This is a genomic window from Streptomyces sp. 1331.2 (genome assembly GCF_900199205.1).
Taxonomy (GTDB): domain Bacteria; phylum Actinomycetota; class Actinomycetes; order Streptomycetales; family Streptomycetaceae; genus Kitasatospora.
Genome location: NZ_OBMJ01000001.1, coordinates 2,259,860 through 2,283,784 on the forward strand (window position 1 = coordinate 2,259,860; position 23,925 = coordinate 2,283,784).

General features: G+C 72.6%; 19 protein-coding genes. 5 read left to right on the plus strand and 14 right to left on the minus strand.

Annotated elements, in window-relative coordinates; all coding sequences use genetic code 11:
• Positions 1-12: 12 nt before the first annotated feature.
• Positions 13-1,350 carry a M16 family metallopeptidase gene (locus tag CRP52_RS09505; protein ID WP_097235994.1) on the minus strand — a complete coding sequence of 446 codons (1,338 nt, stop codon included), beginning with the start codon at positions 1,348-1,350 and terminating at the stop codon, positions 13-15.
• Positions 1,351-1,645: 295 nt separating this feature from the next.
• On the opposite strand from CRP52_RS09505, the gene CRP52_RS09510 reads away from it, so the two are divergent.
• A complete protein-coding gene (locus tag CRP52_RS09510; RefSeq protein ID WP_097235995.1) occupies positions 1,646-4,096 on the plus strand; it encodes a DNA gyrase/topoisomerase IV subunit A in 2,451 nt (816 codons plus the stop codon).
• 72 nt (positions 4,097-4,168) lie between these two features.
• Positions 4,169-5,071: a sucrase ferredoxin gene (locus tag CRP52_RS09515; protein ID WP_097235996.1), complete on the plus strand. Its 903-nt coding sequence runs from the start codon at positions 4,169-4,171 to the stop codon at positions 5,069-5,071.
• 114 nt (positions 5,072-5,185) lie between these two features.
• Here the strand turns inward: CRP52_RS09515 and CRP52_RS09520 are convergent, their stop codons facing one another.
• From CRP52_RS09520 to CRP52_RS09530, 3 genes are read right to left on the minus strand one after another with little or no spacing between them, the layout of a single operon-like run.
• Complete coding sequence (locus CRP52_RS09520; RefSeq protein ID WP_097235997.1) at positions 5,186-6,265, minus strand: ABC transporter substrate-binding protein; 1,080 nt, start codon at positions 6,263-6,265, stop codon at positions 5,186-5,188.
• A 39-nt stretch (positions 6,266-6,304) separates the two neighbouring features.
• Positions 6,305-7,186, minus strand: coding sequence for an ABC transporter permease (locus CRP52_RS09525; protein WP_097235998.1), 882 nt, complete (start codon positions 7,184-7,186; stop codon positions 6,305-6,307).
• Positions 7,176-7,985, minus strand: coding sequence for an ABC transporter ATP-binding protein (locus CRP52_RS09530; RefSeq protein ID WP_097235999.1), 810 nt, complete (start codon positions 7,983-7,985; stop codon positions 7,176-7,178). The genes CRP52_RS09525 and CRP52_RS09530 overlap by 11 nt, the downstream gene beginning before the upstream one ends.
• A 251-nt stretch (positions 7,986-8,236) precedes the next feature.
• On the opposite strand from CRP52_RS09530, the gene CRP52_RS09535 reads away from it, so the two are divergent.
• Both CRP52_RS09535 and CRP52_RS09540 read left to right on the plus strand, forming a co-directional pair.
• A complete protein-coding gene (locus tag CRP52_RS09535) occupies positions 8,237-9,844 on the plus strand; it encodes a sensor histidine kinase (RefSeq protein WP_097236000.1) in 1,608 nt (535 codons plus the stop codon).
• Positions 9,844-10,530, plus strand: coding sequence for a response regulator (locus CRP52_RS09540; RefSeq protein WP_097236001.1), 687 nt, complete (start codon positions 9,844-9,846; stop codon positions 10,528-10,530). The genes CRP52_RS09535 and CRP52_RS09540 overlap by 1 nt, the downstream gene beginning before the upstream one ends.
• A 78-nt stretch (positions 10,531-10,608) precedes the next feature.
• On the opposite strand, the gene CRP52_RS09545 is transcribed toward CRP52_RS09540, so the two are convergent.
• The 6 genes from CRP52_RS09545 to CRP52_RS09570 all read right to left on the minus strand — a co-directional run bounded on the left by CRP52_RS09545 (position 10,609) and on the right by CRP52_RS09570 (position 17,769).
• Entirely contained in the window at positions 10,609-12,339 is a 1,731-nt protein-coding gene (locus tag CRP52_RS09545; RefSeq protein WP_257032384.1) for a solute symporter family protein, read from the minus strand.
• The gene (locus tag CRP52_RS09550; RefSeq protein ID WP_257032385.1) at positions 12,336-12,938 is read right to left on the minus strand and encodes a DUF485 domain-containing protein; all 603 of its coding nucleotides are present in this window, start codon (positions 12,936-12,938) and stop codon (positions 12,336-12,338) included. Before CRP52_RS09550 ends, CRP52_RS09545 begins: the two co-directional genes overlap by 4 nt.
• 127 nt (positions 12,939-13,065) lie before the next feature.
• The gene (locus CRP52_RS09555) at positions 13,066-13,758 is read right to left on the minus strand and encodes a response regulator transcription factor (RefSeq protein WP_097236003.1); all 693 of its coding nucleotides are present in this window, start codon (positions 13,756-13,758) and stop codon (positions 13,066-13,068) included.
• The gene (locus CRP52_RS09560) at positions 13,755-14,951 is read right to left on the minus strand and encodes a sensor histidine kinase (RefSeq protein WP_257032386.1); all 1,197 of its coding nucleotides are present in this window, start codon (positions 14,949-14,951) and stop codon (positions 13,755-13,757) included. The genes CRP52_RS09555 and CRP52_RS09560 overlap by 4 nt, the downstream gene beginning before the upstream one ends.
• 9 nt (positions 14,952-14,960) lie before the next feature.
• Entirely contained in the window at positions 14,961-15,446 is a 486-nt protein-coding gene (locus CRP52_RS09565) for a CcdC protein domain-containing protein (RefSeq protein ID WP_097236005.1), read from the minus strand.
• Between the two features lie 211 nt (positions 15,447-15,657).
• Positions 15,658-17,769, minus strand: a complete 2,112-nt coding sequence (locus CRP52_RS09570) for a DNA gyrase/topoisomerase IV subunit B (RefSeq protein ID WP_097236006.1) — start codon at positions 17,767-17,769, stop codon at positions 15,658-15,660.
• Positions 17,770-18,308: 539 nt separating this feature from the next.
• On the opposite strand from CRP52_RS09570, the gene CRP52_RS09575 reads away from it, so the two are divergent.
• Positions 18,309-18,542 carry a DUF7455 domain-containing protein gene (locus CRP52_RS09575; protein WP_097236007.1) on the plus strand — a complete coding sequence of 78 codons (234 nt, stop codon included), beginning with the start codon at positions 18,309-18,311 and terminating at the stop codon, positions 18,540-18,542.
• A gap of 215 nt (positions 18,543-18,757) precedes the next feature.
• Here the strand turns inward: CRP52_RS09575 and CRP52_RS09580 are convergent, their stop codons facing one another.
• The 4 genes from CRP52_RS09580 to CRP52_RS09595 all read right to left on the minus strand — a co-directional run bounded on the left by CRP52_RS09580 (position 18,758) and on the right by CRP52_RS09595 (position 23,925).
• Entirely contained in the window at positions 18,758-19,549 is a 792-nt protein-coding gene (locus tag CRP52_RS09580) for a S1 family peptidase (RefSeq protein ID WP_373560550.1), read from the minus strand.
• Between the two features lie 282 nt (positions 19,550-19,831).
• Complete coding sequence (locus tag CRP52_RS09585; protein ID WP_097236008.1) at positions 19,832-21,481, minus strand: RNA polymerase sigma factor; 1,650 nt, start codon at positions 21,479-21,481, stop codon at positions 19,832-19,834.
• A 494-nt stretch (positions 21,482-21,975) separates the two neighbouring features.
• Positions 21,976-22,908 carry a FadR/GntR family transcriptional regulator gene (locus tag CRP52_RS09590; protein WP_097236009.1) on the minus strand — a complete coding sequence of 311 codons (933 nt, stop codon included), beginning with the start codon at positions 22,906-22,908 and terminating at the stop codon, positions 21,976-21,978.
• A gap of 111 nt (positions 22,909-23,019) precedes the next feature.
• Complete coding sequence (locus tag CRP52_RS09595) at positions 23,020-23,925, minus strand: hypothetical protein (protein WP_097236010.1); 906 nt, start codon at positions 23,923-23,925, stop codon at positions 23,020-23,022.

Here is a 23,925-nt window from a genome sequence, read left to right on the forward strand (position 1 = left end):
CGTAGTCGGTGCTCATACGGCGGCACCCTCCTCTTCGGAAGCGGCGTCGGAAGCGGCGTCGGCGGTCGGCTCGTAGACGAGGACGGCGCGGTTGTCGGGGTGGAGCCGGGCCTTGGCGACGGCCTGGACCTCCTCGGCGGTGACGTCGAGGACCTTGGGGAGGGCGTCGTTGAGCAGCTTGGGGTCGCCGAACAGGACGGCGTAGCGGCAGAGTTCGTCGGCGCGGCCGGCGACGGTGGTGAGCCGGTCGAGCCACTCGCGCTCGATCTGGGCCTGGGCGCGTTCGAGTTCCTCGGGCGTGGGGCCTTCGGCGGCGAAGCGGGCGAGTTCCTCGTCGACGGCGGCCTCGATCTGGGCGAGGGTGGCGTCGCCGGAGGTCTTGACGTCGAGCCAGCCGAGGCTGGGGGCGCCGGCCAGGCGCAGCAGGCCGAAGCCGGCGGCGACGGCGGTGCGGTCGCGGCGGACCAGCCGGTTGTAGAGCCGGCTGGACTCACCGCTGCCGAGGATGGTGAGGGCGAGGTCCGCGGCGTCGGCCTCGCGGGTGCCGTCGTGCGGGAGGCGGTAGGCGGCCATCAGGGCGCGGGACGGGACGTCCTCGTGGATCTCCTCGCGGATCTCGCGGCCGATGGTGTCGGGCAGTTCGCCGGAGCGCGGGGGCTGCTTGCCGTCGTGGGCGGGGATGGAGCCGAAGTACTTCTCGACCCAGGCGATGGTCTGCTCGGGGTCGATGTCGCCCACGACGGACAGGACGGCGTTGTTGGGCGCGTAGTACGTGCGGAAGAACGCGCGGGCGTCCTCCAGGGTGGCCGCGTCGAGGTCGGCCATGGAGCCGATCGGCGTGTGGTGGTACGGGTGGCCGTCGGGGAAGGACAGCGCGGTGAGCTTCTCGAAGGCCGTGCCGTACGGGACGTTGTCGTAGCGCTGGCGGCGCTCGTTCTTGACGACGTCGCGCTGGTTCTCCATGGAGGTCTCGTCGAGCGCGGCGAGCAGCGAGCCCATCCGGTCGGCCTCCAGCCAGAGGGCGAGCTCCAGTTGGTGAGCGGGCATGGTCTCGAAGTAGTTGGTGCGCTCGAAGCTGGTGGTGCCGTTGAGCGAGCCGCCGGCGCCCTGGACCAGTTCGAAGTGCCCGTTGTTGGAGACGTTGGCGGAGCCCTGGAACATCAGGTGCTCGAAGAGGTGGGCGAGGCCGGTGCGGCCCTTGACCTCGTGGCGGGAGCCCACGTCGTACCAGAGGCAGACGGCGGCGACCGGGGTGAGGTGGTCCTCGGAGAGGACGACGCGCAGGCCGTTGGCCAGGCGGTGCTCGGTGATGGCGATGCCTCGGCTGGAGGCGGGGGCCGGGTTGGCCATGCGCTCGGGTCCTTCCCGTCGTCGATGTCGGGGGTTCGTGTGGCGTCCCCCATTGTGGTGCAACGTATGGGGAGCGTGTTCGTGTCCGCGCGGACGGGGTCGTTCGCCAGGGGCGGAAGAGGGCCGCTGACCGGCAGTGTCGGCGCGAGGGTCCACAATGGGGGCGCCGTGCCCTGTCGGCCGCGTCCGGTTGACGGGTGCGGCGCAGGACGGCAGTGGCCGTTCGACGATCGGCCGACGACCGACCGACACGGCCCGACACACAGCCAGCGACACGTAAGGGAGCCCCGCCGCGATGGCCCGCCGCAGTTCGCAGACCCCGCCGCCCGGAGACTTCGAGGAGCGGATCCTCGACGTCGACGTCGTGGACGAGATGCAGGGCTCCTTCCTGGAGTACGCCTACTCGGTGATCTACTCGCGTGCCCTGCCGGACGCGCGGGACGGCCTGAAGCCGGTGCACCGCCGGATCCTGTACCAGGCCAACGAGATGGGCCTCCGCCCGGACCGCGCGCACGTGAAGTGCGCCCGCGTGGTGGGCGAGGTGATGGGCCGGCTGCACCCGCACGGCGACCAGTCGATCTACGACTCGGTGGTGCGCATGGCGCAGCCGTTCTCGATGCGGCTGCCGCTGATCGACGGGCACGGCAACTTCGGTTCGCTGGGCAACGACGACCCGCCGGCGGCGATGCGTTACACCGAGTCGCGGCTGACGGCGGCCTCGATGGCGATGGTGGAGTCGATCCACGAGGACACCGTCGACTTCGGCCCGAACTACGACGGCAGCGAGCAGGAGCCGCTGGCGCTGCCGGCCGCGTTCCCGAACCTGCTGGTGAACGGCGCGACGGGCATCGCGGTGGGCATGGCGACGAACATGCCGCCGCACAACCTGTCCGAGGTGGTGGCGGCAGCCCGGCACCTGATCAAGCACCCGAACGCGGACCTGGACACGCTGATGCGGTTCGTGCCCGGTCCGGACCTGCCGACCGGCGGGCGGATCGTGGGCCTGTCGGGGATCCGGGACGCGTACGAGTCGGGCCGCGGGACGTTCAGGATCCGGGCGACGACGACGGTGGAGGCGGTGACGGCCCGCCGCAAGGGCATCGTGGTCACCGAGCTGCCGTTCAACGTCGGCCCGGAGAAGGTCATCTCGAAGATCAAGGACCTGGTCAACGCGAAGAAGCTGCAGGGCATCGCGGACGTCAAGGACCTGACCGACCGCGAGCACGGGCTGCGGCTGGTGATCGAGGTCAAGAACGGCTTCGTGCCGGAGGCGCTGCTGGAGCAGCTCTACAAGTTGACGCCGATGGAGGAGACCTTCGGCATCAACAACGTGGCGCTGGTGGACGGGCAACCGCTGACGCTGGGCCTGAAGGAGCTGCTGGAGGTCTACGTCGACCACCGCTTCACCGTGGTGCGCCGGCGCAGCGACTTCCGTCGCCGCAAGCGCCAGGAGCGGCTGCACCTGGTCGAGGGCCTGCTGGTGGCGCTGGTCGACATCGACGAGGTCATCTCGATCATCCGGTCGAGTGACAACGCGCAGCAGGCGAAGGAGCGCCTGATGGAGCGCTTCTCGCTGTCGGAGACGCAGACCGCGTACATCCTGGACACCCCGCTGCGGCGGCTGACCAGGTTCGACCGGGTGGAGTTGGAGCAGGAGCAGGAGAAGCTCAACTCGGAGATCACCGAGCTGACCGAGATCCTGGAGTCGGACGCCCGGCTGCGCAGTGTGGTCTCGTCCGAACTGGGCGCGGTGGCCAAGCAGTTCGGGACGGAGCGGCGGACGGTCCTGCTGGAGGCGGGAGCTGCGCCGTCGGCGTCGCTGGCGGTGCCGCTGGAGGTGGCGGACGACCCGTGCCGGGTGCTGCTGTCCTCGACGGGGCTGCTGGCGCGGACGGCGGACGGCGAGCCGTTCGAGCTGTCGGAGAAGCGGTCGAAGCACGACGTGATCGTGTCGGCGGTGCACGCGACGGCGCGGGCGGACATCGGCGTGGTGACGTCCGCGGGCCGGGTGCTGCGGCTGCCGGTGATCGACCTGCCGGCGATGCCGCCGACGCCGTCGCCGAACCTGGCGGGCGGGGCCGCGGTGGGCGAGTTCCTGCGGCTGGAGGCCGGGGAGCGGGTGCTGGCGCTGACCACGCTGGACGAGTCCTCGCCGGGGCTGGCGCTGGGCACCGTGCAGGGTGTGGTGAAGCGGGTGGTGCCGGAGTGGCCGGCGAACAAGGACGAGTTCGAGGTGATCGCCCTCAAGGACGGTGACGAGCTGGTGGGCGCGGTCGAACTGCGTACCGGCGAGGAGGACTTGGTCTTCATCACCTCGGACGCGCAGCTGCTGCGCTACCCGGCGGGCCAGGTGCGTCCGCAGGGCCGCCCGGCGGGTGGCATGGCGGGTGTGAAGCTGTCGGACGGCGCGCGGGTGCTGTCCTTCACCGCGGTGGATCCGGCGGCGGACGCCGTGGTCGTCTCGGTGGCCACGGCCTCGGGCACGCTGGCCGGCGGCGAGCAGACGAGCTGGAAGGTCACCCCGTTCGAGCAGTACCCGCGCAAGGGCCGCGCCACCGGCGGTGTGCGCTGCCAGCGCTTCCTGCGCGGCGAGGACGGTTTGGCGTTCGCCTGGGCGGGTGCCGCCCCGGCCCGGGCCGCCGACGCCAAGGGCTCCCCGGTGGAGCTCCCGGAGCGCGACCCGCGTCGCGACGGCTCGGGCACCCCGGTCACCAAGCCCGTGGCGGTGGTCGCCGGCCCGGCGTAGCGGTGCGCTGCCCGGAGGGGGTGTCCGTCGGGGCACCCCCTCCGGGTTTTTGGTGAGGGTAGCCTTGCCCGAGTGAGCACCTGTGCGACCGTGTCGCGTGAACTTTCGGAGCCGTTGGCAGCGACGGCGGCGGTGGCCACCACCTGGCTGCTGGTGGAACAGGCCGGGCCGTGGGGCGCGAAGGCCCTGGGTGAGAGCCACCTGGATCCGGCCGTCGGGCGGGCGCTGGAGGCGGCCGCAGCGGGCACGGGCGTACGGGTGGCGCTGATCCGGCGCCCCGGACGGCACGCGGACTGCCTGCCGACGGCGCGGCACGAGGTGGTCGTGGCGCACACGGTGCCGGGCCGCGACTGGGTGCGCCGGGCCGTGGTGGCCGACCCTGCGGAGCTGCTGGGGCTGGACTTCGCGGCGCTGGGCGCCGGTGACCACACCGGTTTCGGCGCGGAGCACGTCGGCGGCCCGCTGGCACTGGTGTGCACCAACGGGCGGCGGGACCGCTGCTGCGCGCTGCTGGGCCGCCCCCTCGCGGCGGAGCTGGCGGCGGCCGGGCACAGCGAGGTGTGGGAGGTGACCCACCTGGGCGGGCACCGCTTCTCCCCCACGATGCTGGTGCTGCCGTACGGCTACGCGTACGGGCGGCTGACGGCGGAGACGGCCAAGGAGGTGCTGGCGGCGACGGCGGCCGGGCACATGGTGCCGGAGTGGTCGCGGGGCTGCTCGGGCTGGGACCGTCCGGGGCAGGCGGCCGAGCACGCGGTGCGGCTGGCGACCGGGGAGACCAGCGTGGACGCGCTGACGCTCACCCAGCGGCCGGACGGCGAGGGCCGTTGGCTGGTGGGGGTGCTGCACCGGGACGGCCGGGCCTGGGAGGTGGACGTGATCGAGTCGGTGAGCGAGCCGCCGCGTCCGGAGAGCTGCGGCAAGGCGGCGGGGACGCCGTCGCGGATGGACGTGCTGTCCGTACGAGGGGTCTGAACGCAGCGGGCCCGCGCCCGTGGGGGTGGGCGCGGGACCGCGGCGGCCGGGGAGTCGGCGGCCCGGGGATCGACTGATGGTCAGCCGACGGCTCGGACGGTGCTCAGCCTGTGCTCAGCCGGTGGCGGCCTTGCCGACGAACTCCGTGGTGTAGGTCTTCGACAGGTCGATCGACCCCTCCTTGCCCTTGACGTCCGGGTGGAACGCCGCGAGCACCGCGAGCACCGTCTTCGGGCCGTCGGCCGGCATCACGCCGTCCGTGGTGAACATCGGCAGCGTCGCCTTGATGGCCGCCGCGTACTGGTCGGCCCCGCCCTGCGCGTAGTCGGCGGGCATCTTCGCGGCGATCTCCTCGGGGGTGTGGGTGGACATCCACTTGAGGGTCTTCACGAAGGCGTTGGCGAGCTTCTGGGTGGTGTCCTTGTTCTTCTCCACCCAGTCGATGTTCATGTACAGCGACGACGACGGGTACAGCCCGCCGAGGGCCTGGCGCGAGCCCTCGGGGGTGCGCATGTCGTAGAGGATCTTGCCGAGGCCCTTGTCGAGGACGTTGGCGACGGTCGGGTCGGTGGTCATCCCGGCGTCGATGCTGCCCTGTTGGAGCGCGGCGATGAAGGTCTGGCCGGCGCCGACCGCGATCGGGCTGAACTCGCTGACGGCGGTGCCGTTCTTGACCGCGAGGTACTTGGTGAGGAAGTCGGTGGAGGAGCCGATGCTGGTGACGCCGAGCTTCCGGCCCTTGAAGTCGGCGCCGGACCTGATGGCGTCGGCCTGCTTGGCGGAGACGATCTCGACCTCGCCCGGGGCCTGCGAGAACTGCACCACGGACTCGACGTTCTTGCCCTTGGCCTGCAGGTCGATGGTGTGGTCGTAGAAGCCGACCGCGCCCTGGACGTCCCCGGCGAGCAGCGCGGTGGTGGCGTTGACGCCGGCGGGCTCGGTCATCAGCTCGACGTTGACGCCGGCTTCGGCGAAGAAGCCGAGCCGCTGGGTGAGCATCGCGGGCAGGTAGATGACCTTGTCCAGGCCACCGACCATGATCTTGACCTTGGGCCCGTCGACCTGCTGCCCGGCCGGGGCGGCGACCGCGCCGTGGCCGGCGGTGGCGGCGTCGTTGGCGCAGGCGGAGAGCGGGAGGAGCAGGGCGGCGGCGAGGGCGGTGGCAGCAACTCTGCCAGTCGAGTGGGGGCGCATGGGTGGGGGTGCCTCTCTCTTCTTACCGGCAGGGGTGGGTCAGCGGCCGTCGCCCGCGTCGGCGGGCTTCCAGCGGAAGAGCTTCTTCTCGGCGAAGGTCAGCAGCCCCTCGGTGAACAGTGCGACGACGGCGAGGATGGTCATGGCGGCGTACACGCCGGCCGCGTTGAAGGTGCCCTGGGCGGCCGCGACGAGCAGGCCGAGGCCCTTGGTGGCGCCGATGTACTCGCCGACGATGGCGCCGATCAGCGCGAAGCCGAAGCTGACGTGCAGGCTGGTGAAGATCCAGGTGGTGGCGGCGGGGATGACCACCTGGAGGGTGACCTTGCGGTTGTCGGCGCCCAGGATGCGGGCGTTGGCGACGAGGTTGCGGTCCACCTCGCGGGCGCCCTGGAAGGCGTTGAAGAACACCGGGAAGAACACCAGCACCACGGCGGAGGCCACCTTGGAGGCCGGGCCGAGGCCGAACCAGATCAGGAAGATCGGCGCCAGCACGATGCGCGGGATGGCGTTGAGCACCTTGATGTACGGTCCGAACACCTCGGCCAGGAAGCGGATCCGGCCGAGCGCGATGCCCAGCAGCACACCGCCGACGACGCCGATCACCCAGCCGGTGAGGGCCTCGTAGAGGGTGTAGCCGATCTGCTCGCCGAGCGAGCCCTGGGCGGTGCCGTGGGTGATCCACTGCCAGATCTGGTCCCAGATCCTCGACGGCTGCGAGAAGTTGAACGGGTCGATGACGTCCGTCCGGGCGCAGATCTCCCAGAGCCCGAGGAAGGCGGCCAGGACCGCGACCCGGGCCGCGTACACACCCAACTTCCGGTTGCGGGCGGCCCGTTCGCGGGCCTCGGTTCTCGTGGTGACGGCCGGGGGCTGCCCGGTGACGGCCGACGCGGTCTCGGACGCGGTCTCAAGCGGCACGACCCGCTCCTCTCTCCCGGGTGATGCGCACCTCTTCGCCGAGCGAGGCCCAGATCTCGCGGTACAGCTCGACGAACCTCGGTTCCAGCCGGACGGCCTCCACGGTGCGCGGCCGCGGCAGGTCGACGGTGAAGATCTCCTTGACGGTGGCCGGTCCTGCCGTCATGACGACGACCCGGTCGGCGAGCGCGATGGCCTCGTCCAGGTCGTGGGTGACGAAGACGACCGAGGAGCCCGTCCCGGCCCACAGCTCCAGCAGCTGGTCCGACATGAGGGCGCGGGTCTGCACGTCCAGCGCCGAGAACGGTTCGTCCATCAGCAGGATCGCCGGGTCGTTGACGAAGGTCTGGGCGAGCGCCACGCGCTTGCGCATGCCGCCGGACAGCTGGTGCGGGTAGCGGTCCTCGAAGGCGCCGAGGCCGACCCGGCCGAGCCAGTCCCGGGCCCGCTCCTTGGCCTCGGCGGCGGGCACGCCGCGGAAGCGGGGGCCGGCCATGACGTTGGACAGGACGGTGCGCCAGGGGAAGACGGCGTCCTGCTGGAAGACGAACCCGACCTGGGGGTTGATCCCGCGGACGGACTCCCCGTACACCCGGACCTCGCCCTCGGTGGGCTCCTCCAGGCCGCTGACCAGGGTCAGCGTGGTGGACTTGCCGCAGCCGGTGGGGCCGACGACGGCGACGAACTCGCCTTGGGCGACGGTCAGATCGAGATCACGGACGGCGGTGTGCAGGGCCCCCGAGGGGGTGCGGAACCGTTTGGTCGCGCCGGTCAACTCGATCGCCGGGGACTTGCTCATTCATCCTCCCGGGTCTGTGCTTGCCCCGGAAAGGTAGGAGCGGGCCCGGCTCCGGCGGGAGCCTTCTCCGCGTAGTGCGACTTCTCCGCTTTGAGGGGTGTTCTGCTCGTTTTGCTTGCGCTACAACTGCGGGGACGCGGCTGACAGAAACACGCCGGAAACGTAGGGTGTCCCGACCCCCACCCGAGAACGCCCCCGCCCGAGAACACCCCCCGTACGGAACCGCCCGCAGCCGCCGAGAGGAGGCCCGGTTGAAGCTCCCCCACTGGCCCCGCCGGGTCTTCGCCCAGCTGCTGCTGAGCCAGACCGTCGTCACCGTCGGTGTCACCGCCGTGACCGCCGGGCTGTTCCTGGCCCCGGTCAGCAGCGAACTGGACCACGACGCGATGCAGCGGGCGCTGTCGATCGCCCAGGCCACCGCGACCGACGAGACCATCGCCCGGGCCGCCGCCTCCCGCGACACGGTGACCGCGCAGCGCAACGCCGAGCAGATCCGCGTGGCCACCGGCGCAAGCTTCGTCGTGGTCACCGACGTGGACGGGATCCGGCTCTCGCACACCGACCCGGGCCGGATCGGCCACCGGGTCAGCACCGACCCCGAGCCGGCCCTGGCCGGCCGCAGCGTCACCGCGATCCAGCAGGGCACCCTGGGCCGCACCGCGCGCGGCAAGGTGCCGCTGCGGATGGCGGACGGCCGGATCGTCGGCGAGGTGTCGGTGGGCATCAGCGACGACTCGATCCGCCGCCGGCTGCTCAAGATGCTCACCGGGATCCTGCTGTGCGCCGGCGCCGGCCTGGCCGCCGGTACGGTCGCCACCCTCGCCCTGGCCCGCCGGCTCAAGCGCCGCACCCACAACATCGCGCTGGCCGACATCTCCGCGCTGCTGGTGGAGCGGGAGGCGATGCTGCACGGAATCCGCGAGGGCATGGTGGCGCTGGACGAGCACGGCCGGATCCGGCTGGCCAACGACGAGGCGCTGCGGCTGCTCGGCCTGCCCGAGGACTGCACCGGCCGCCCGATCGGCGCGGTGCTGCCGCCGGGCCGGCTGGCCGACGTCCTGACCGGCCGGATCACCGGCACCGACCTGCCGGCCGTCCGGGACGACCGGGTGCTGGTGGTGAACCGGATGGCCACGGCCTCGGACGGACCCGAGGGCGGCGCGGTGGTGACGTTGCGCGACCGCACCGAGCTGGAGTCGCTGGTCCGCGAGCTGGACACCACCCGCAGCCTGACCGAGGCGCTGCGGGCCCAGGACCACGAGCACGCCAACCGGATGCACACCCTGCTGGGCCTGCTGGAGCTGGGCCGCCACGAGCAGGCGGTGGCGTTCATCTCGGAGCAGTCCGGCTCGCACGCCGTGGTCGCCGCGCGGATCGCCGAGCAGGTGCAGGATCCGCACGTCGCGGCGCTGTTGGCGGGCAAGACGGCGGTGGCGGGCGAGCGCGGGGTCCGGCTGGCGCTGGCCCCGGCGGCGCACCTGCCGGACGCGGTGGTGGAACCGCGGGCACTGGTGACGGTGCTCGGCAATCTGATCGACAACGCGGTGGACGCGGTGGTGCCGGGTGGGAGCGGCCGGGTGGAGGTGAGCCTGGCGGCGTCCGGCTCGACCCTGCTGCTGCAGGTCGCGGACAGCGGCCCTGGCGTACCGGAGGTGCTGCGCGAGCAGGTCTTCGAGGAGGGGTGGACCAGCAAGGAGGCGCCCGCGCACCGTCCGCGCGGGCTCGGGCTGGCGATGGTGCGGCGCCTGGTCGAGCGGACCGGCGGCCGGATCGTGCTCGACACCGGACCGCTCGGCGGCGCCCGGTTCACGGTCGAGCTGCCCGAGGCCCTGCTCACCGACCGGCTCGTGGAGGCGTGATGATCGACGTACTCGTGGTGGACGACGACTTCCGGGTCGCGGACGTGCACGCCGCCTACGTGGCCAAGGTGCCCGGCTTCCGGGTCACCGGCACCGCGCACTCGGCCGGGGAGGCACTGGCCTCGCTGGAGCGCCGCCCGGTGGACCTGCTGCTGCTCGACCACCACCTGCCGGACGAGACCGGCCTGGCCCTGGTGCGCCGGCTCCGGGACCGCCAGGTGGCCTGCGACGTGATGATGGTGACGGCCGCCCGGGACGTGTCGACGGTGCACGCCGCCATGCAGCACGGCGCGCTGCAGTACCTGGTCAAGCCGTTCACCTTCGCCGGGCTGCGGGAGAAGCTGGTGGCGTACGCGCAGCTGCGGCACGCACTGGCCGCCCCCGCCCGGGAGGCCGGCCAGGACGAGGTGGACCGGCTCTTCGCCACCCTGCGCAGCGCCGGCGCCCCGGCCGGGGCCCTGCCCAAGGGCCACTCGGCGCCGACCACCGACCTGGTGATGGGCGTCCTGCGACGGGCCGGCCGGCCGCTGTCCGCACAGGAGGTCGCCGATGCCACCGGGCTGAGCCGCTCCACGGCGCAGCGCTACCTCAAGCAGCTGGAGCGCGACAGCCGGCTGCGGCTGACCCTGCGCTACGGGGACACCGGCCGGCCCGAGCACCGCTACGGGCTGGCGGCCCGGCTCTGACACCCGGGCACCCCGGCTGCGAACGCGGGGGAACCCCGGCGGCCCCAGGACCGCCGGGGTTCCCCGGAACGCGACGGCTCAGGCCGCGCCCGCACCGGTGAGGGCACGCACCTCCAGCTCGGCGAAGCGGTCCGCGTCGGCGGGCTCGGGCGAGGTGATCGTCCCGATCCAGCCCGCCAGGAAGCCGAGCGGGATGGAGATGATGCCGGGGTTCTCCAGCGGGAACCAGTGGAAGTCGACGCCGGGGAAGAGCGCCACCTTGGAGCCGGAGACCACCGGCGAGAACAGCACCAGCACCATCGCCGGGACCAGCCCGCCGTACACCGACCAGACCGCGCCGCGGGCGGTGAACCGCGACCAGAACAGGGTGTAGAGCAGGACGGGCAGGTTGGCGGAAGCGGCGACGGCGAAGGCCAGGCCGACCAGGAAGGCCACGTTCAGCTGCTGGGCGTAGAGGCTGATCACGATCGCGGCCGCGCCGATCCCGACGGCGGCGATCCGGGCCACGACGACCTCCTGCTGCTCGCTGCTCCCGAGCCCGGGTTCGTCCGCCGAGCGGGCGGCCGGCAGCGCCTCGGTCGGTCGGCGGCGCAGCCGGCCGCGCCATGACGGTGTCCGCTCCCGCCGCGGCCGGTTGCGCCAGGCGCCGGCCCAGATGTCGTGGGCGAAGGCCGCCGAGGAGGCCAGGGTGAGCCCGGCGACCACGGCGAGGATGGTGGCGAAGGCGATCGCCGAGATCAGCGCGAACAGCACCACTCCGCCGGTGCTGCCGTTGCCGCCGCCGAGCACCAGGGCGAGCAGCGGGACGGCGGTGTTCCCGGCCGGGTTGGCGTGCCGCACCTCGGCCGAGCCGACCAGCGCGGTGGCGCCGAGGCCGAGGGCGATGGCCATCAGGTAGAAGCCGCCGACCAGGCCGATCGCCCACATCGTGGAGCGGCGGGCGGCCCGCGCGGTGGGCACGGTGTAGAAGCGGGACAGGATGTGCGGCAGGCCGGCGGTGCCGAGCACCAGGGCGAGGCCGAGGCTGAAGAAGTCCAGCCGACTGGTGAAACCGGCGCCGTACTTGAGCCCGGGTTCGAGGTAGCGGTGCCCGGCGCCGCTGTGCTGCGCGGCCTGGCGCATCAGCTCGCCGAGGTCGCCGTGGAAGTGGACCAGCAGCAGTACGGTCAGCAGCACCGAGCCGGTGACCAGCAGGACGGCCTTGATGATCTGGATCCAGGTGGTGGCCCGCATCCCGCCGATCGTCACGTAGACGATCATCAGGGCGCCGACCGCGATGATCGTCCAGGTGCGGGCGTGCGGGCTGTTCGTGCCGAGCAGCAGGGCGACCAGCGAGCCGGCGCCGACCATCTGGGCGACCAGGTAGAGCAGGGTGACGACGACGCTGGCGCCGCCGGCTGCGGCCCGCACCTTGCGGCGGCGCAGCCGCAGCGCGAGCACGTCGGCGAGGGTGTACCGGCCGGCGTTGCGGACGAGTTCGGCGACCAGCATCAGCACCACCAGCCAGGCGACCAGGAAGCCGATGCTGTAGAGCACGCCGTCGTAGCCGTACAGGGCGATCAGCCCGGCGACGCCGAGGAAGGAGGCGGCGGAGAGGTAGTCGCCGGAGAGCGCGAAGCCGTTCTGCAGCGGGGTGAAGTCGCGGCCGCCGGCGTAGAAGTCCTCGGCGGCGTTGCCCTGGCGGCCGACCCAGAGGGTGACGCCCAGGGTGACCAGGACGATGACGGCGAACAGCACGATCGCGAGCGAGTGGTGGTCGCCGGCGGGGGCGACGGGGGGCGGGGTGGCGGTCGTCATCGTGGTCGTCATCGCAGCTGGTCCTGGGTGTCCCAGCGCAGGCCCAGGGCGGCGCGGTCGCGCTTGGTCCGGGCGTTGCGGGCGTAGAGCCAGGTGAGCAGGAAGGTGGTGACGAACTGCGAGAGGCCGAGCAGCCAGGCCACGTTGAGCGGCCCGGCGACCGGGGTGCGCATCAGCCCGGGGGCGGCGGCCTGGGCGGCCACGTACAGCAGGTACCAGCCGAGGAAGAGGCCGGCGACCGGGAAGGCGAACGAGCGGTAGCTGTGGCGGATGGCCTGGAAGGCCGCGCTCGCCTGGACGGCCCGGTACACCTCGGTGCTGTCGACGGTCGCCGGTGCCGACGGCTGCTGCGGCACGACGGGCGCGGCGACCGGCGGGGCGACCGGCGCGGGCCCCGCCCCGGGTGCGGGCGGCACCGCGGCGGCCGGTGCGGGCGCCGGCTCGGAGACGGTGATCGGCTGGGCGGCGGCCGTACGGGTGGGCACCGGCTGGACCGGCACCGCCGTTCGACGGGGCGCGGCAGCCGGCTCGGACGCAGTGGCGGCGGCCGGAGCGGCCCACCAGTCGAATCGCTGCCCCTGTCCGGGACTGCTGGTCTGCTGCTGTGGCACTGCTGCTCCTGGGCCGGGCCGGGCGTTCTGACCCGAACCATCATGGAGGCCACCGGACACCGTCCCCGACCATCGCAGATACCTTCACTCGATGAGGTGGTCGATCATCTGACGGACGCCCATCCGACTACTGCTGCGTACCGGTGATTCCGTGCCGGAAGGCGTATGCGACCGCCTGCGCCCGGTCCCGCACCGCGGTCTTGGCGAACAGATTGTTGATGTGGGTCTTCACGGTCGCCTGGCTGACGAACAGCCGTTGGGCGATCTCGGCGTTGGACAGCCCCTCGGCGATCAGCGCGAGCACCTCCGCCTCCCGGGCGGTCAGCCCGTCGGGCAGCTCCCCCGGCCGGGCGGCGGGCTGCCCGGCCGTCGACTCGGCCCGGCCCGGCTGCTCCGACAGCCTTTCCAGCAAACGGAGTTGGACCTGCGGGGAGAGCCCGGCCGCGCCCGCGCGCACGTCCGCGATGGCCCTGGCGATCTCCTCGGCCCCGGCATCCTTGGTGAGGTAGCCGCGCGCTCCGGCCTGCAGCGCCGGGAACAGCGAGTCGTCGTCGGCGTAGGTGGTGAGCACGACGACCTCGGTCTCCGGGTGCGCCGCCCGGATCCGCCGGGTGGCCTCGACGCCGTCGCAGCGCGGCATCCGCAGGTCCATCAGCACCACGTCCGGGTGATGACGCTCCACCAGGGCGACGGCCTCCTCCCCGTCCCCCGCCGCGCCGACCACCTCGATGCCGGGCAGCAGCCCCAGCAGCATCACGATGCCCTCGCGCACCACCGTCTGGTCGTCCGCCACCAGCACCCTGGTGACCGCATCCGTCATGCCGGCACCCGCAGCAGCACGCGCCACCCTCCGTCCTCCGGGCCCGCCAGCAGCGTGCCGCCGAGCAGTTCCGCGCGCTCGCGCATCCCCAGCAGACCGTACCCGCTGCCGCTGGCCGCCAGCTCCCCCGGCGCCGGCTCGCCTGCCGCCTGGCCGCGCGACGGGCGCGAGTTGCGCACCTCTAGCTCCACCACCCGCTCCAGGTAGCGCAGTTCGACGGAGCAGCGGGCGCCGGGCGCGTGCTTGCGCACATTGGTCAGCGCCTCCTGCGCGGTGCGCCGCACCGCGAGGCCGGGCTCGGCGGTCAGCGGCCGGGGCGTGCCGGTCACCGTGAGGACGGCCCGCTCCCGGCCGGTCAGCTCGACCAGGAAGTCCCCGACCGTGGTGAACTCGCCGCGCAGCGCGGACAGCGCCTGCCGGGTCTCGGCCAGCCCGTCCTGCGCCATCCGCCGGGCGGCGACGACCCGTTCGCGGATCCGCTCCCGGTCCGTGTCGCCCTCCAGCATCAGCCGGGCCGCCTCCAGGTGGACGAGCTGCGCGGAGAGGCTGTGGGCCAGCACGTCGTGGATCTCCCGGGCGATCCTGGCCCGTTCGGCGAGCGCCGCGCTCTCCGCCTCGGCGGCCCGGGCGGCGCGCTCCTGTTCCAGCAGTCGGCGCGCGGTGCCGCGCGCCTCGACGTCCAACCGCAACAGGTAGCCGAGCAGCGTGACCCCGCCGACGGTGGCGCCGATGCTCAGCCAGCTGGTCGGGGAGGCCGCCGTGTACGAGCCCAGCGCGGCCGCCGCGGCGAGCAGCGCGGGCGCGGGCGGCAGCCGGACCAGGGCCGTCACGGCCAGCCCGATCCAGAGGAAGTCGGCGAGCGTGTAGGCCTTTCCCCAGTTCGCCAGCCAGGCGCCGCCGACCAGCGCGGCGACCAGCAGGTACGAGAGCACCGGGCGCTGCTCCCGGCCGGCCCACAGGTAGGCCGCGCAGAGTGCGGCGGCCGCGGCCAGTCCGGCCGCGGCGGCCGCCGCCGACCAGCCGGTGTACTTCCCGTCGGAGAAGGTCCCCCAGCCGACGACGGCCAGCAGGACGATCCGGCCGGACACGGTGAGGACCCGCCGGGGCCGGCTCTCGGCGTCACGCTCCAGCCCCTCCCGGGACGGCCAGCGGGTCCAGTACCACCCGGCCACGGGTGCCTCCTCGGTGCTCACGGCGGCGGATCAGTGCAGTACGGCGGTCGCCTGCGCGGGCTCCAGCGTCCGGGCCCTCCAGTTCACCACGAGCGAGCGGACCAGCAGCAGGACCGCCATGCCGAGCATCAGCGAGCTGCCCGCCTGGTGGACGCCCAGGGCCGAGCCCAGCGCGTACAGGCCGATCCGGATGGCGATCATCCCGCCCCAGGCGGCCATGGTGGCCTTGGTGCCCTTGGCGAGGATGCTGCCGTCGGCGTCCCGCCAGAGCCGGACGGTCCAACCCCAGACCGTTCCCATCGCGAGCACGGTGACCAGTCCGACGGCGAGCAGGGCGACCGACAGCACGGTGTGCCGGTGGTCGATGATCTGCGGGTCGCGCAGCGCGAGCGCGCCCAGGACCAGCGGCAGCAGCCAGAAGCGGCGCTCGGTGTCCAGGCGCTGGACGCGCATCTGGCGCTGGACCACCAGGACCACCACCGCGACGATCACGAGGAGGTTGGCTACGGCACCCATGGGAGTTGCTCCGTCCCGAGGAGAGGGGCTTGTTGCTGACCTCTCCGACGCTAGGGATCCGGCGGTTCCCGCTGATCGGAGCCGGGGTGGACCACGGGTGGAACCGGCAGCGTGAGGGCCCTCCACCCACGGGTGGAGGGCCCTGACGTTCCGGGCGCGTCATGCGGGAGGCGCGTCTGGCGCTGGGCGCGTCCCTCGGGCGCTGGGCGCGTCAGGCGTCGATGCGCGAGCGGTCCAGGGTCGCCGCCGAGTCGACGATGAACTCCTTGCGCGGGGCCACGTCGTTGCCCATCAGCAGGTCGAAGATCTTCTCGGCCTGCTCCAGGTCGCCCAGGTTGATCCGGCGCAGCGTGCGGTGGCGCGGATCCATGGTGGTCTCGGCCAGCTGGTCGGCGTCCATCTCGCCGAGGCCCTTGTAGCGCTGCACCGGCTCCTTCCAGCGCTGCCCCTTGCGCTGGAACTCCAGCAGGGTGGAGCGCAGTTCGGCGTCGGAGTAGGTGTAGTGGTACTTCTCCTGGCCGCGCTTGGGGGCGGTGAGCTCGATCCGGTGCAGCGGCGGCACGGCGGCGAACACCCGGCCCTGCTCGACCATCGGCCGCATGTAGCGGTGGAAGAGGGTGAGCAGCAGGGTGCGGATGTGCGAGCCGTCGACATCGGCGTCGGCCATGAAGATGACCCGGCCGTAGCGGGCCTGGTCGATGTCGAAGGTGCGGCCCGAACCGGCCCCTATCACCTGGATGATCGCGGCGCACTCGGCGTTCTTGAGCATGTCGCTCACCGAGGCCTTCTGCACGTTGAGGATCTTGCCGCGGATCGGCAGCAGTGCCTGGAACTCGGAGTTGCGGGCGAGCTTGGCGGTGCCGAGCGCGGAGTCGCCCTCGACGATGAACAGTTCGCTGCGGTCGACGTCGTCGCTGCGGCAGTCGGCCAGCTTGGCGGGCAGCGAGCTGGTCTCCAGCGCGGTCTTGCGGCGCTGGGCCTCCTTGTGCTGCCGGGCGGCGACCCGGGTGCGGGCGGCCGCGACGACCTTCTCCAGCACGGCCCGGGCCTGGAGCTTCTCGTCCTTCTTGGCCGAGGTGAGGAAGGCCTTGAGCTCCTTGGCGACGACGGCGGCGACGATCCGGTTGGCCGCCGAGGTGCCGAGCACCTCCTTGGTCTGGCCCTCGAACTGCGGCTCGGCGAGCCGGACGGTGACCACCGCGGTCAGGCCCTCGGTGGCGTCGTCCTTGGTGATGTCGTCCTCGGCGACGCGCAGCAGCTTGCCTGCGCGCAGCGCCTCGTTGACGGTCTTGGCCAGCGAGCGCTCGAAGCCGGTGACGTGGGTGCCGCCCTTGGGGGTGGCGATGATGTTGACGAAGGAGCGCAGCGTGGTGTCGTAGCCGGCGCCCCAGCGCAGCGCGATGTCCACGCCGAGGTGGCGGGTGACCTCGGTCGGGGTCATGTGCCCGAGCTCGTCCAGGACCGGCACGGTCTCCTTGAAGGTGCCCTCGCCGCGCAGCCGCAGCACGTCGCAGACCGGCTTGTCGGGAGCCAGGAACTCGCAGAACTCGGCGATGCCGCCGTCGTAGCGGAAGACCGACTCGTCGATCTGCTCGCTCTCGGTGAGCCGTTCGTCACGCACGACGATGGTCAGGCCGGGCACCAGGAAGGCGGTCTGCCGGGCGCGGCTGTGCAGGTGTTCCAGGGAGAGCTTGGCGTCCTTGAGGAAGATCTGCCGGTCGGCCCAGTAGCGGATCCGGGTGCCGGTGCGGGTCTTCGGGACCTTGCGCGCCTTGGTCAGGCCGTTGGCCGGCTCGAAGGGCGCGTCCGGGCTGGCCTCGGTGAAGATGCCGGGGGTGCCGCGGCGGAAGCTGATCGCGTGGGTGTGGCCGGAGCGGTCCACCTCGACGTCCAGCCGGGCGGAGAGCGCGTTGACGACCGAGGCCCCGACGCCGTGCAGACCGCCGGAGGCCGCGTAGGACCCGCCGCCGAACTTTCCGCCGGCGTGCAGCTTGGTCATCACGACCTCGACGCCGGACAGCCCGGTCTTGGGCTCGACGTCGACGGGGATGCCGCGGCCGTTGTCGCGGACCTCGACCGAGGAGTCCGGGTGCAGCACGACCTCGATCCGGTCGCAGTAGCCGCCCAGCGCCTCGTCGACCGAGTTGTCGATGATCTCCCAGAGGCAGTGCATCAGGCCGCGACTGTCGGTCGAGCCGATGTACATGCCGGGGCGCTTGCGGACGGCCTCCAGGCCCTCCAGGACGAGCAGGTGCCGCGCGGTGTAGTTGGAACCGTCGTCGCCGGCCAGCAGCGCGGACGGCACGGTCGTTTCGGCACTCACGCGGCACTCTCCTCGGTGAAGTTCTGTCTCATCGGTCACATCCGGACGGATCCGGACCAAACGCCAGTGCAGCACACCGCACCGACATCCGTCGCCCTGCGTGCCCGCACCGCTCCGCGGGGTGCGCAGCACGACGGACCGGCCCCGCGCAGCTTGTACGCGCTGCGCGAACAAGCACCGCACCCGGGTGCGGTCCCCGGGGGCGCCATCTCCTCCCGGTAGCACCGGTCCTGGCGGATCGTGGGGCCCGGCACAGGCCCCGGAACTGCCGTGATGCAGGCTACCGGGGCCCGGGGCGGGGCTTATGCTCCAACCCGGCAGAGGATTATGCTACGCGGACCTCGAACCCGATCCCGATCGGGCGTTCGAGCGACGGGCGGATCCCGGGATTTCGGCACGCATGAACCACCGCGGCCCGGGGCACGTCCTCATCAACACAGCAGAATCCTCAGAGAAGAAAAGCCACGAGCGGGAACGTTTTCGGCCTGGTTGGATGTTGACCCTGGTACGACAGCTCGTCGAGCTAGAGAAGAGGCGACGTGACTACTGTTCTGACCCCTGCGAGCCCGCTCACCGCGGCTGACCGCTGCGACCGCTGCGGCGCCCAGGCCTACCTGCGCGTCGTACTCGCCAGCGGCGGAGAGCTGCTCTTCTGCGCCCACCACGGCCGGAAGTTCGAGCCCGAGCTCAAGAAGATCGCCGTGGAGATACAGGACGAGAGCGGCCGTCTCACCACCAGCACCACCGCGACGGCCACCGACGACGAGCGCTGATCCCGGGCGCCGCCAACAGCAGCCAGCGTCGAGCTGTGTCCGGCCGCGCACCGAGCGCGACCGGTGAGCCGGGCGACCGACCCCCTGAGGGCCGGTCGCCCGGCTCTGCTGTTCCCCGGACCGTTCTCCCGCATTCGCTTCCGCGCGGCCCGGCAGTCACGGCCCCGGCCCGACCGAACGTCAGAACGTGACCGCGCGTGCACCGGTAGCGACAATCACAGCACCGAGCGCACCGCGTCCGCGACCGAGGACACCCGCGTGTAGACCCCCGGGTGGAGCGCCTCGGCGCAGCCCGTCCCCCAGGACACCAGACCGACCAGCCGGCCGCCGACGATCAGCGGGCCGCCGCTGTCGCCCTGGCAGGCGTCCTTGCCGCCCTTCTCCTCGCCCGCGCACACCATGCCGCGCGCGTCGAACTTGCCGTCCGGCCCGCCCGGGTAGGCGTGCCCACAGGTCTGGTCCGGGACGATCGGCACGTCCACCCCGCGCAGCGTGGGCGAGTAGTCCCCCCGTCCGCTGGTGTCCCCCCAGCCGTACACCTGCGCCCTGGTCCCGGCCGCGTACGGCTCGGTCTCGCCCTGGCCGACCAGCTCGACCACCGGCCGGGCGCCCTGGGAGTCGGCGAGGGTGAGCACCGCCACGTCGTTCATGTTGGCGGCGAAGGAGTAGTCGGGGTGGATCCAGACCGACTTCACCATCACCTCGCGGCCGGCCGCGCCGCGCATGTCGTCCCGGCCCACGATCACCTTGAGGCCCGGCCGCTCCACCCGGCCCTTGGCCTCGTCGTAGAAGCAGTGCGCGGCCGTCACCACCTTGGTCGGGCCGACCAGCGCGCCCCCGCAGAACTGGCCGGAGCGCCCGCTGCCGAACTGCTGTCGGCTGGCCAGCGCCACGATCCACGGGTGGTCGGCCGTGCTCGCGGCCGCGCCGCCGACCACCCGGCGCTGCGCCTCGGCCGGGGTCGCCGCCCCGAGGGTGACCAGCGGCACGGGGACGGTGGCGAGCAGTGCCAGCGCGGCGGCGCGGCGGCGCCCGCGGCCCGTCCGGGACGGGGCGGCGGTCGGCAGGTCAGTGCGGTCCGGCTCGGTCGGCACCGTGACTCCAGAAGGCTCGGCAGCAGGCAACCGGCACAGCGTAGGTGATCAACTTCGCTGCGCGACCACTTCCCGCCGCGCCGCCACCCGGACGAGCGACAACCACCACCCGGACGCTGACGCACCCGGCCCCGGACAGCGGTGAGGGCCCGGAGCCGTACGGCTCCGGGCCCTCACCGGGACCACTGTCGTCGATCAGTCCAGGTAGTCGCGCAGCACCTGGGAACGCGACGGGTGACGCAGCTTCGACATGGTCTTCGACTCGATCTGGCGGATGCGCTCACGGGTGACCCCGTACACCTTGCCGATCTCGTCGAGCGTCTTCGGCTGGCCGTCGGTCAGGCCGAAGCGCATCGAGACCACGCCGGCCTCGCGCTCGGACAGGGTGTCCAGCACCGAGTGCAGCTGCTCCTGGAGCAGGGTGAAGGAGACCGCGTCGGCCGGGACGACCGCCTCGGAGTCCTCGATCAGGTCACCGAACTCGCTGTCGCCGTCCTCGCCCAGCGGGGTGTGCAGCGAGATCGGCTCGCGGCCGTACTTCTGGACCTCGATGACCTTCTCGGGGGTCATGTCGAGTTCCTTGGCCAGCTCCTCCGGGGTGGGCTCGCGGCCCAGGTCCTGGAGCATCTGGCGCTGGACGCGGGCCAGCTTGTTGATGACCTCGACCATGTGCACCGGAATGCGGATGGTGCGGGCCTGGTCGGCCATGGCGCGGGTGATCGCCTGGCGGATCCACCAGGTGGCGTAGGTGGAGAACTTGTAGCCCTTGGTGTAGTCGAACTTCTCGACCGCACGGATCAGACCGAGGTTGCCCTCCTGGATCAGGTCCAGGAAGAGCATGCCGCGGCCGGTGTAGCGCTTGGCCAGCGAGACCACCAGGCGGAGGTTGGCCTCCAGCAGGTGGTTCTTGGCCCGGCGGCCGTCCTCGGCGATGATCTCCAGCTCGCGCTTGAGCTTGGGAGCGAGCTTGTCGGCGGCCGAGAGCTTGTCCTCGGCGAACAGGCCGGCCTCGATGCGCTTGGCGAGCTCGACCTCCTGCTCGGCGTTGAGCAGCGGGACCTTGCCGATCTGCTTGAGGTAGTCCTTGACCGGGTCGGCGGTGGCACCGGCGACGGCGACCTGCTGGGCCGGCGCGTCGTCCTCGTCGTCGTCGGAGAGGACGAAGCCCTCCGACTCCTCCTCCGGACCCTCGGCCTCGGCCTTGTCGCCCGGCAGCGCCACCTCTTCGAGCAGCTCCTCCTCGCCGAGCAGCTCCTCCTCGCCGCCCTTGGCGGCCTTGGCGGTGGTGGTCTTCTTGGCGGCGGTCTTCTTGGCCGGCGCGGCGGTCTTCTTGGCCGCGGCCTTCTTCGCCGGGGCGGCCTTCTTCGCCGGAACCGCCTTGATCTCGGCGGCGATGCCGGTGGTCTCCACGGTGATGTCGGCGGAGACGGTGGGGGCCGGGGCCGCGGCGGCGGCCGCGACGGCCGGAGCCGCGACGGGAGCGCCGGGGGCGATCCGCACGGGCGGCTTGGTCGGGGCCGACGGGGCGGCCGGGGTCCGGGTGGTGACAGCCTTGGTGGCGGTGCGCTTGGTGGGGCTCTTGGCAGCAACGCTCTTGCGCTTGGCGCCGGCCGGTTCGGCCGCGCTGACCATGAGGTCCACCCCCTCCTCAATCAGCACCTGGTTGAGGCTGCGCATGACGTTCTTCCACTTGGTGACCGGGATCTGGTCCGCCTCGAACGCCTGGCGCACGTCGTCACCGGCGATCTGCCCCTGGGCCTTGCCCCGCTCGATGAGCGCCAGCAGAGCCGCGGACTCGGCGATCTCGGGGGGAAGCGAACGGGATGTGCTGGCCGACACGAACAACCTCTCGGACGATGAGTGGACTCGAACCCGTACCGGCCGCCCGAGCGGGCGGGGAAGGAGATCGCGCGTCAGGCGCGCGGTGTCGATTCCGACCGACTCGGGCTTGAGGACTGGGTTTGCAGGACGGCAGCAGCGCCGCGGACCAACACAGCATTCTGACATGTTGGAGTATTCCGGAGCTGCTCCCGCTCAGGAGACATCGCTGCTACTCGTCAAGTGTTACGCATGGCCTTCGTGTCGCGGGTCACACCACTCGGCGGCCGCGGCCACGAGGCCGGCTTCCATCATCGCGCACTCGTGCCGAAGCGTTTTGTCATGTCCCGTTTGGACCGGTGCGGGAGGAGCCGCGGCTCGGCCGGTCGGACCGGCCATCCGACGGACCGGAGACCCACCGCAGGCGTGCGGAGGCCCCCCGGCTGCGCCGCACGGTGCGCCGGAGGGCCTGGCGGAGCGGGCCGCCGGATCCGGCGCGTCCGCTCTTCGGAACAGCCCGCTCAGTGCTCGCGGGGCGCGGGGACGGACGGCTCGATCTCGGGGTGGACGGTGAGCAGCGCCCGCATCGCGGCCTCGCCCGCGGTGCCGTCGCCGCTGCCCAGCGCATCCACCAGCCGGGCGTGCAGGCTGACCGAGGCCTCCGCGGGGCGCTCGCAGGAGATCGCCGGGCCGCCGGAGACCTGCAGTGCGCAGGCGACGATCCCGGACAGGTGCTCCAGCATCCGGTTGCCCGCCAGCTGCAGGACCAGGCCGTGCAGCTCGGCGTCGGCCCGGGTGTAGGTGGACAGGTCGGCCTGGGCAGCGGCGTGGCCCATGATCTCGACCAGCTCGACCAGCCGCTGCTGGATGTCCTCCCGGCCGTGGCCGGCGGCGAGCCGGGCGGCCAGCGGGTCGATCGCCCAGCGGAGCTCGAACAGCTCCCGGCGCTGCTCGTCCCGCTGCGGCCCGAAGGCGCGCCACTCGATGATGTCGGGGTCCAGCAGGTTCCAGTCGCTGACCGGGCGGACCCGGGTGCCGACGTTCGGCCGGGCGCTGACCAGGCCCTTGGCCTCCAGCACGCGCAGCGACTCGCGGACGACGGTCCGGGAGACCTCGAACCGCTGGCCGATCTCCTCCGGCACCAGCGGGCGGTCGGCGCCGAGGTCGCCGGAGACGATCATCTGGCCGAGCTGCTGGACCAGCTGGCCGTGCAGACCGCGGCCGCGGCTGCTGGTGGTCTTGCGGCCGACCCGGGCGATGTCGGACTCGGCGCCCTCCCAGCGGGGCGCCGGCGGGGTCGGCCGGTCGGCGTACGAGAAGCGGTCCAGGTCGCCGGAGCCGTGGATGGGCCCTTCGGCGGAACGGGCGGGGGTCATGGTGGGGTGCGCAAGGGTACTCACGCCTCCTTTGTCGGCGATCCGCAGGCGTGGCTTGAGAATTCTCGTGAAAAGCACACGAAAGGGTGATCGACCGTGACTGGATAATTGACTTCTTATCAGGAAGAACCGCGCATTGCGGTCACTGCTGGTCGATCTTGGTACTTCGGGACGAGCGGGCTGCGGGCCCTACAGCGCACGGCGCCAGGCCTGGACGAGCAGCGCGGCGAGCAGCAGGACGGCCGCAGGGGCCGCGACCGCCACGAGCAGCGCCGGATCCGTCAGCGCAGCACTCCCGGCCGCCGTCCCGTGCGGCCCGCCGTACACCCAGCCGTACGCCCACTCGATGCCGGACTGGAACGGCAGCAGCTCGGCCGCGCGGGCCGGCCACGGCCTGCCGGTGCGGCGCAGCAGCAGGGCCACGCCGGACTCCAGCAGCGGCGGCAGCGCGCACAGCAGCAGCACCCCGGCGGCGGCGCTGCGGGTCAGCGAGGCGGTCAGCACCCCGGTCCATGCGGCCACGACGGTCAGCAGGACGAACGCCAGCAGTGCGGCCGGCACCCCGTGGCCGGCCGGCAGTGCCAGCGGGGCGAGGACGCCCGGCAGGTCGGACAGCCCGGACAGGCCGGCGCCGGTCAGCGCCTCGGATACCCGGGCCGACAGCGCGGCGGGCTCCGCCCAGGCCGCCACCGTCACCCCGCCCGGCAGTGCCAGGTGCACGGCCACCGTGTCCAGCAGCAGGGTGGCCAGCGCCAGCCCCGCCGCCACCGGACCGACCACCAGCAGCTTGGCCAGCAGCAGCCGCACCCGGCGCGGGTACGACACCAGCGAGGCCGGCAGACCCGGGTGGCGCACCTCGTGGCCGTAGGAGAGCGCGCCCAGCACGCCCGCTCCGAGGGCCGCGAACGGCAGCGGGATCAGCGGGACGGCGGCGGTCAGCAGCCGCACCCCGGCGTGGGCGGCCAGCGGGCCGTCCGGGGCCTGGCTCGCCAGGACGGCGGCCACGACGGCGTCGCCGAGCAGCACGGCGGCGATCAGCAGCCAGGTGGAACGCAGGCCGCGCAGTCGGCGCAGCTCGTAGGCCAGGGCACGCAC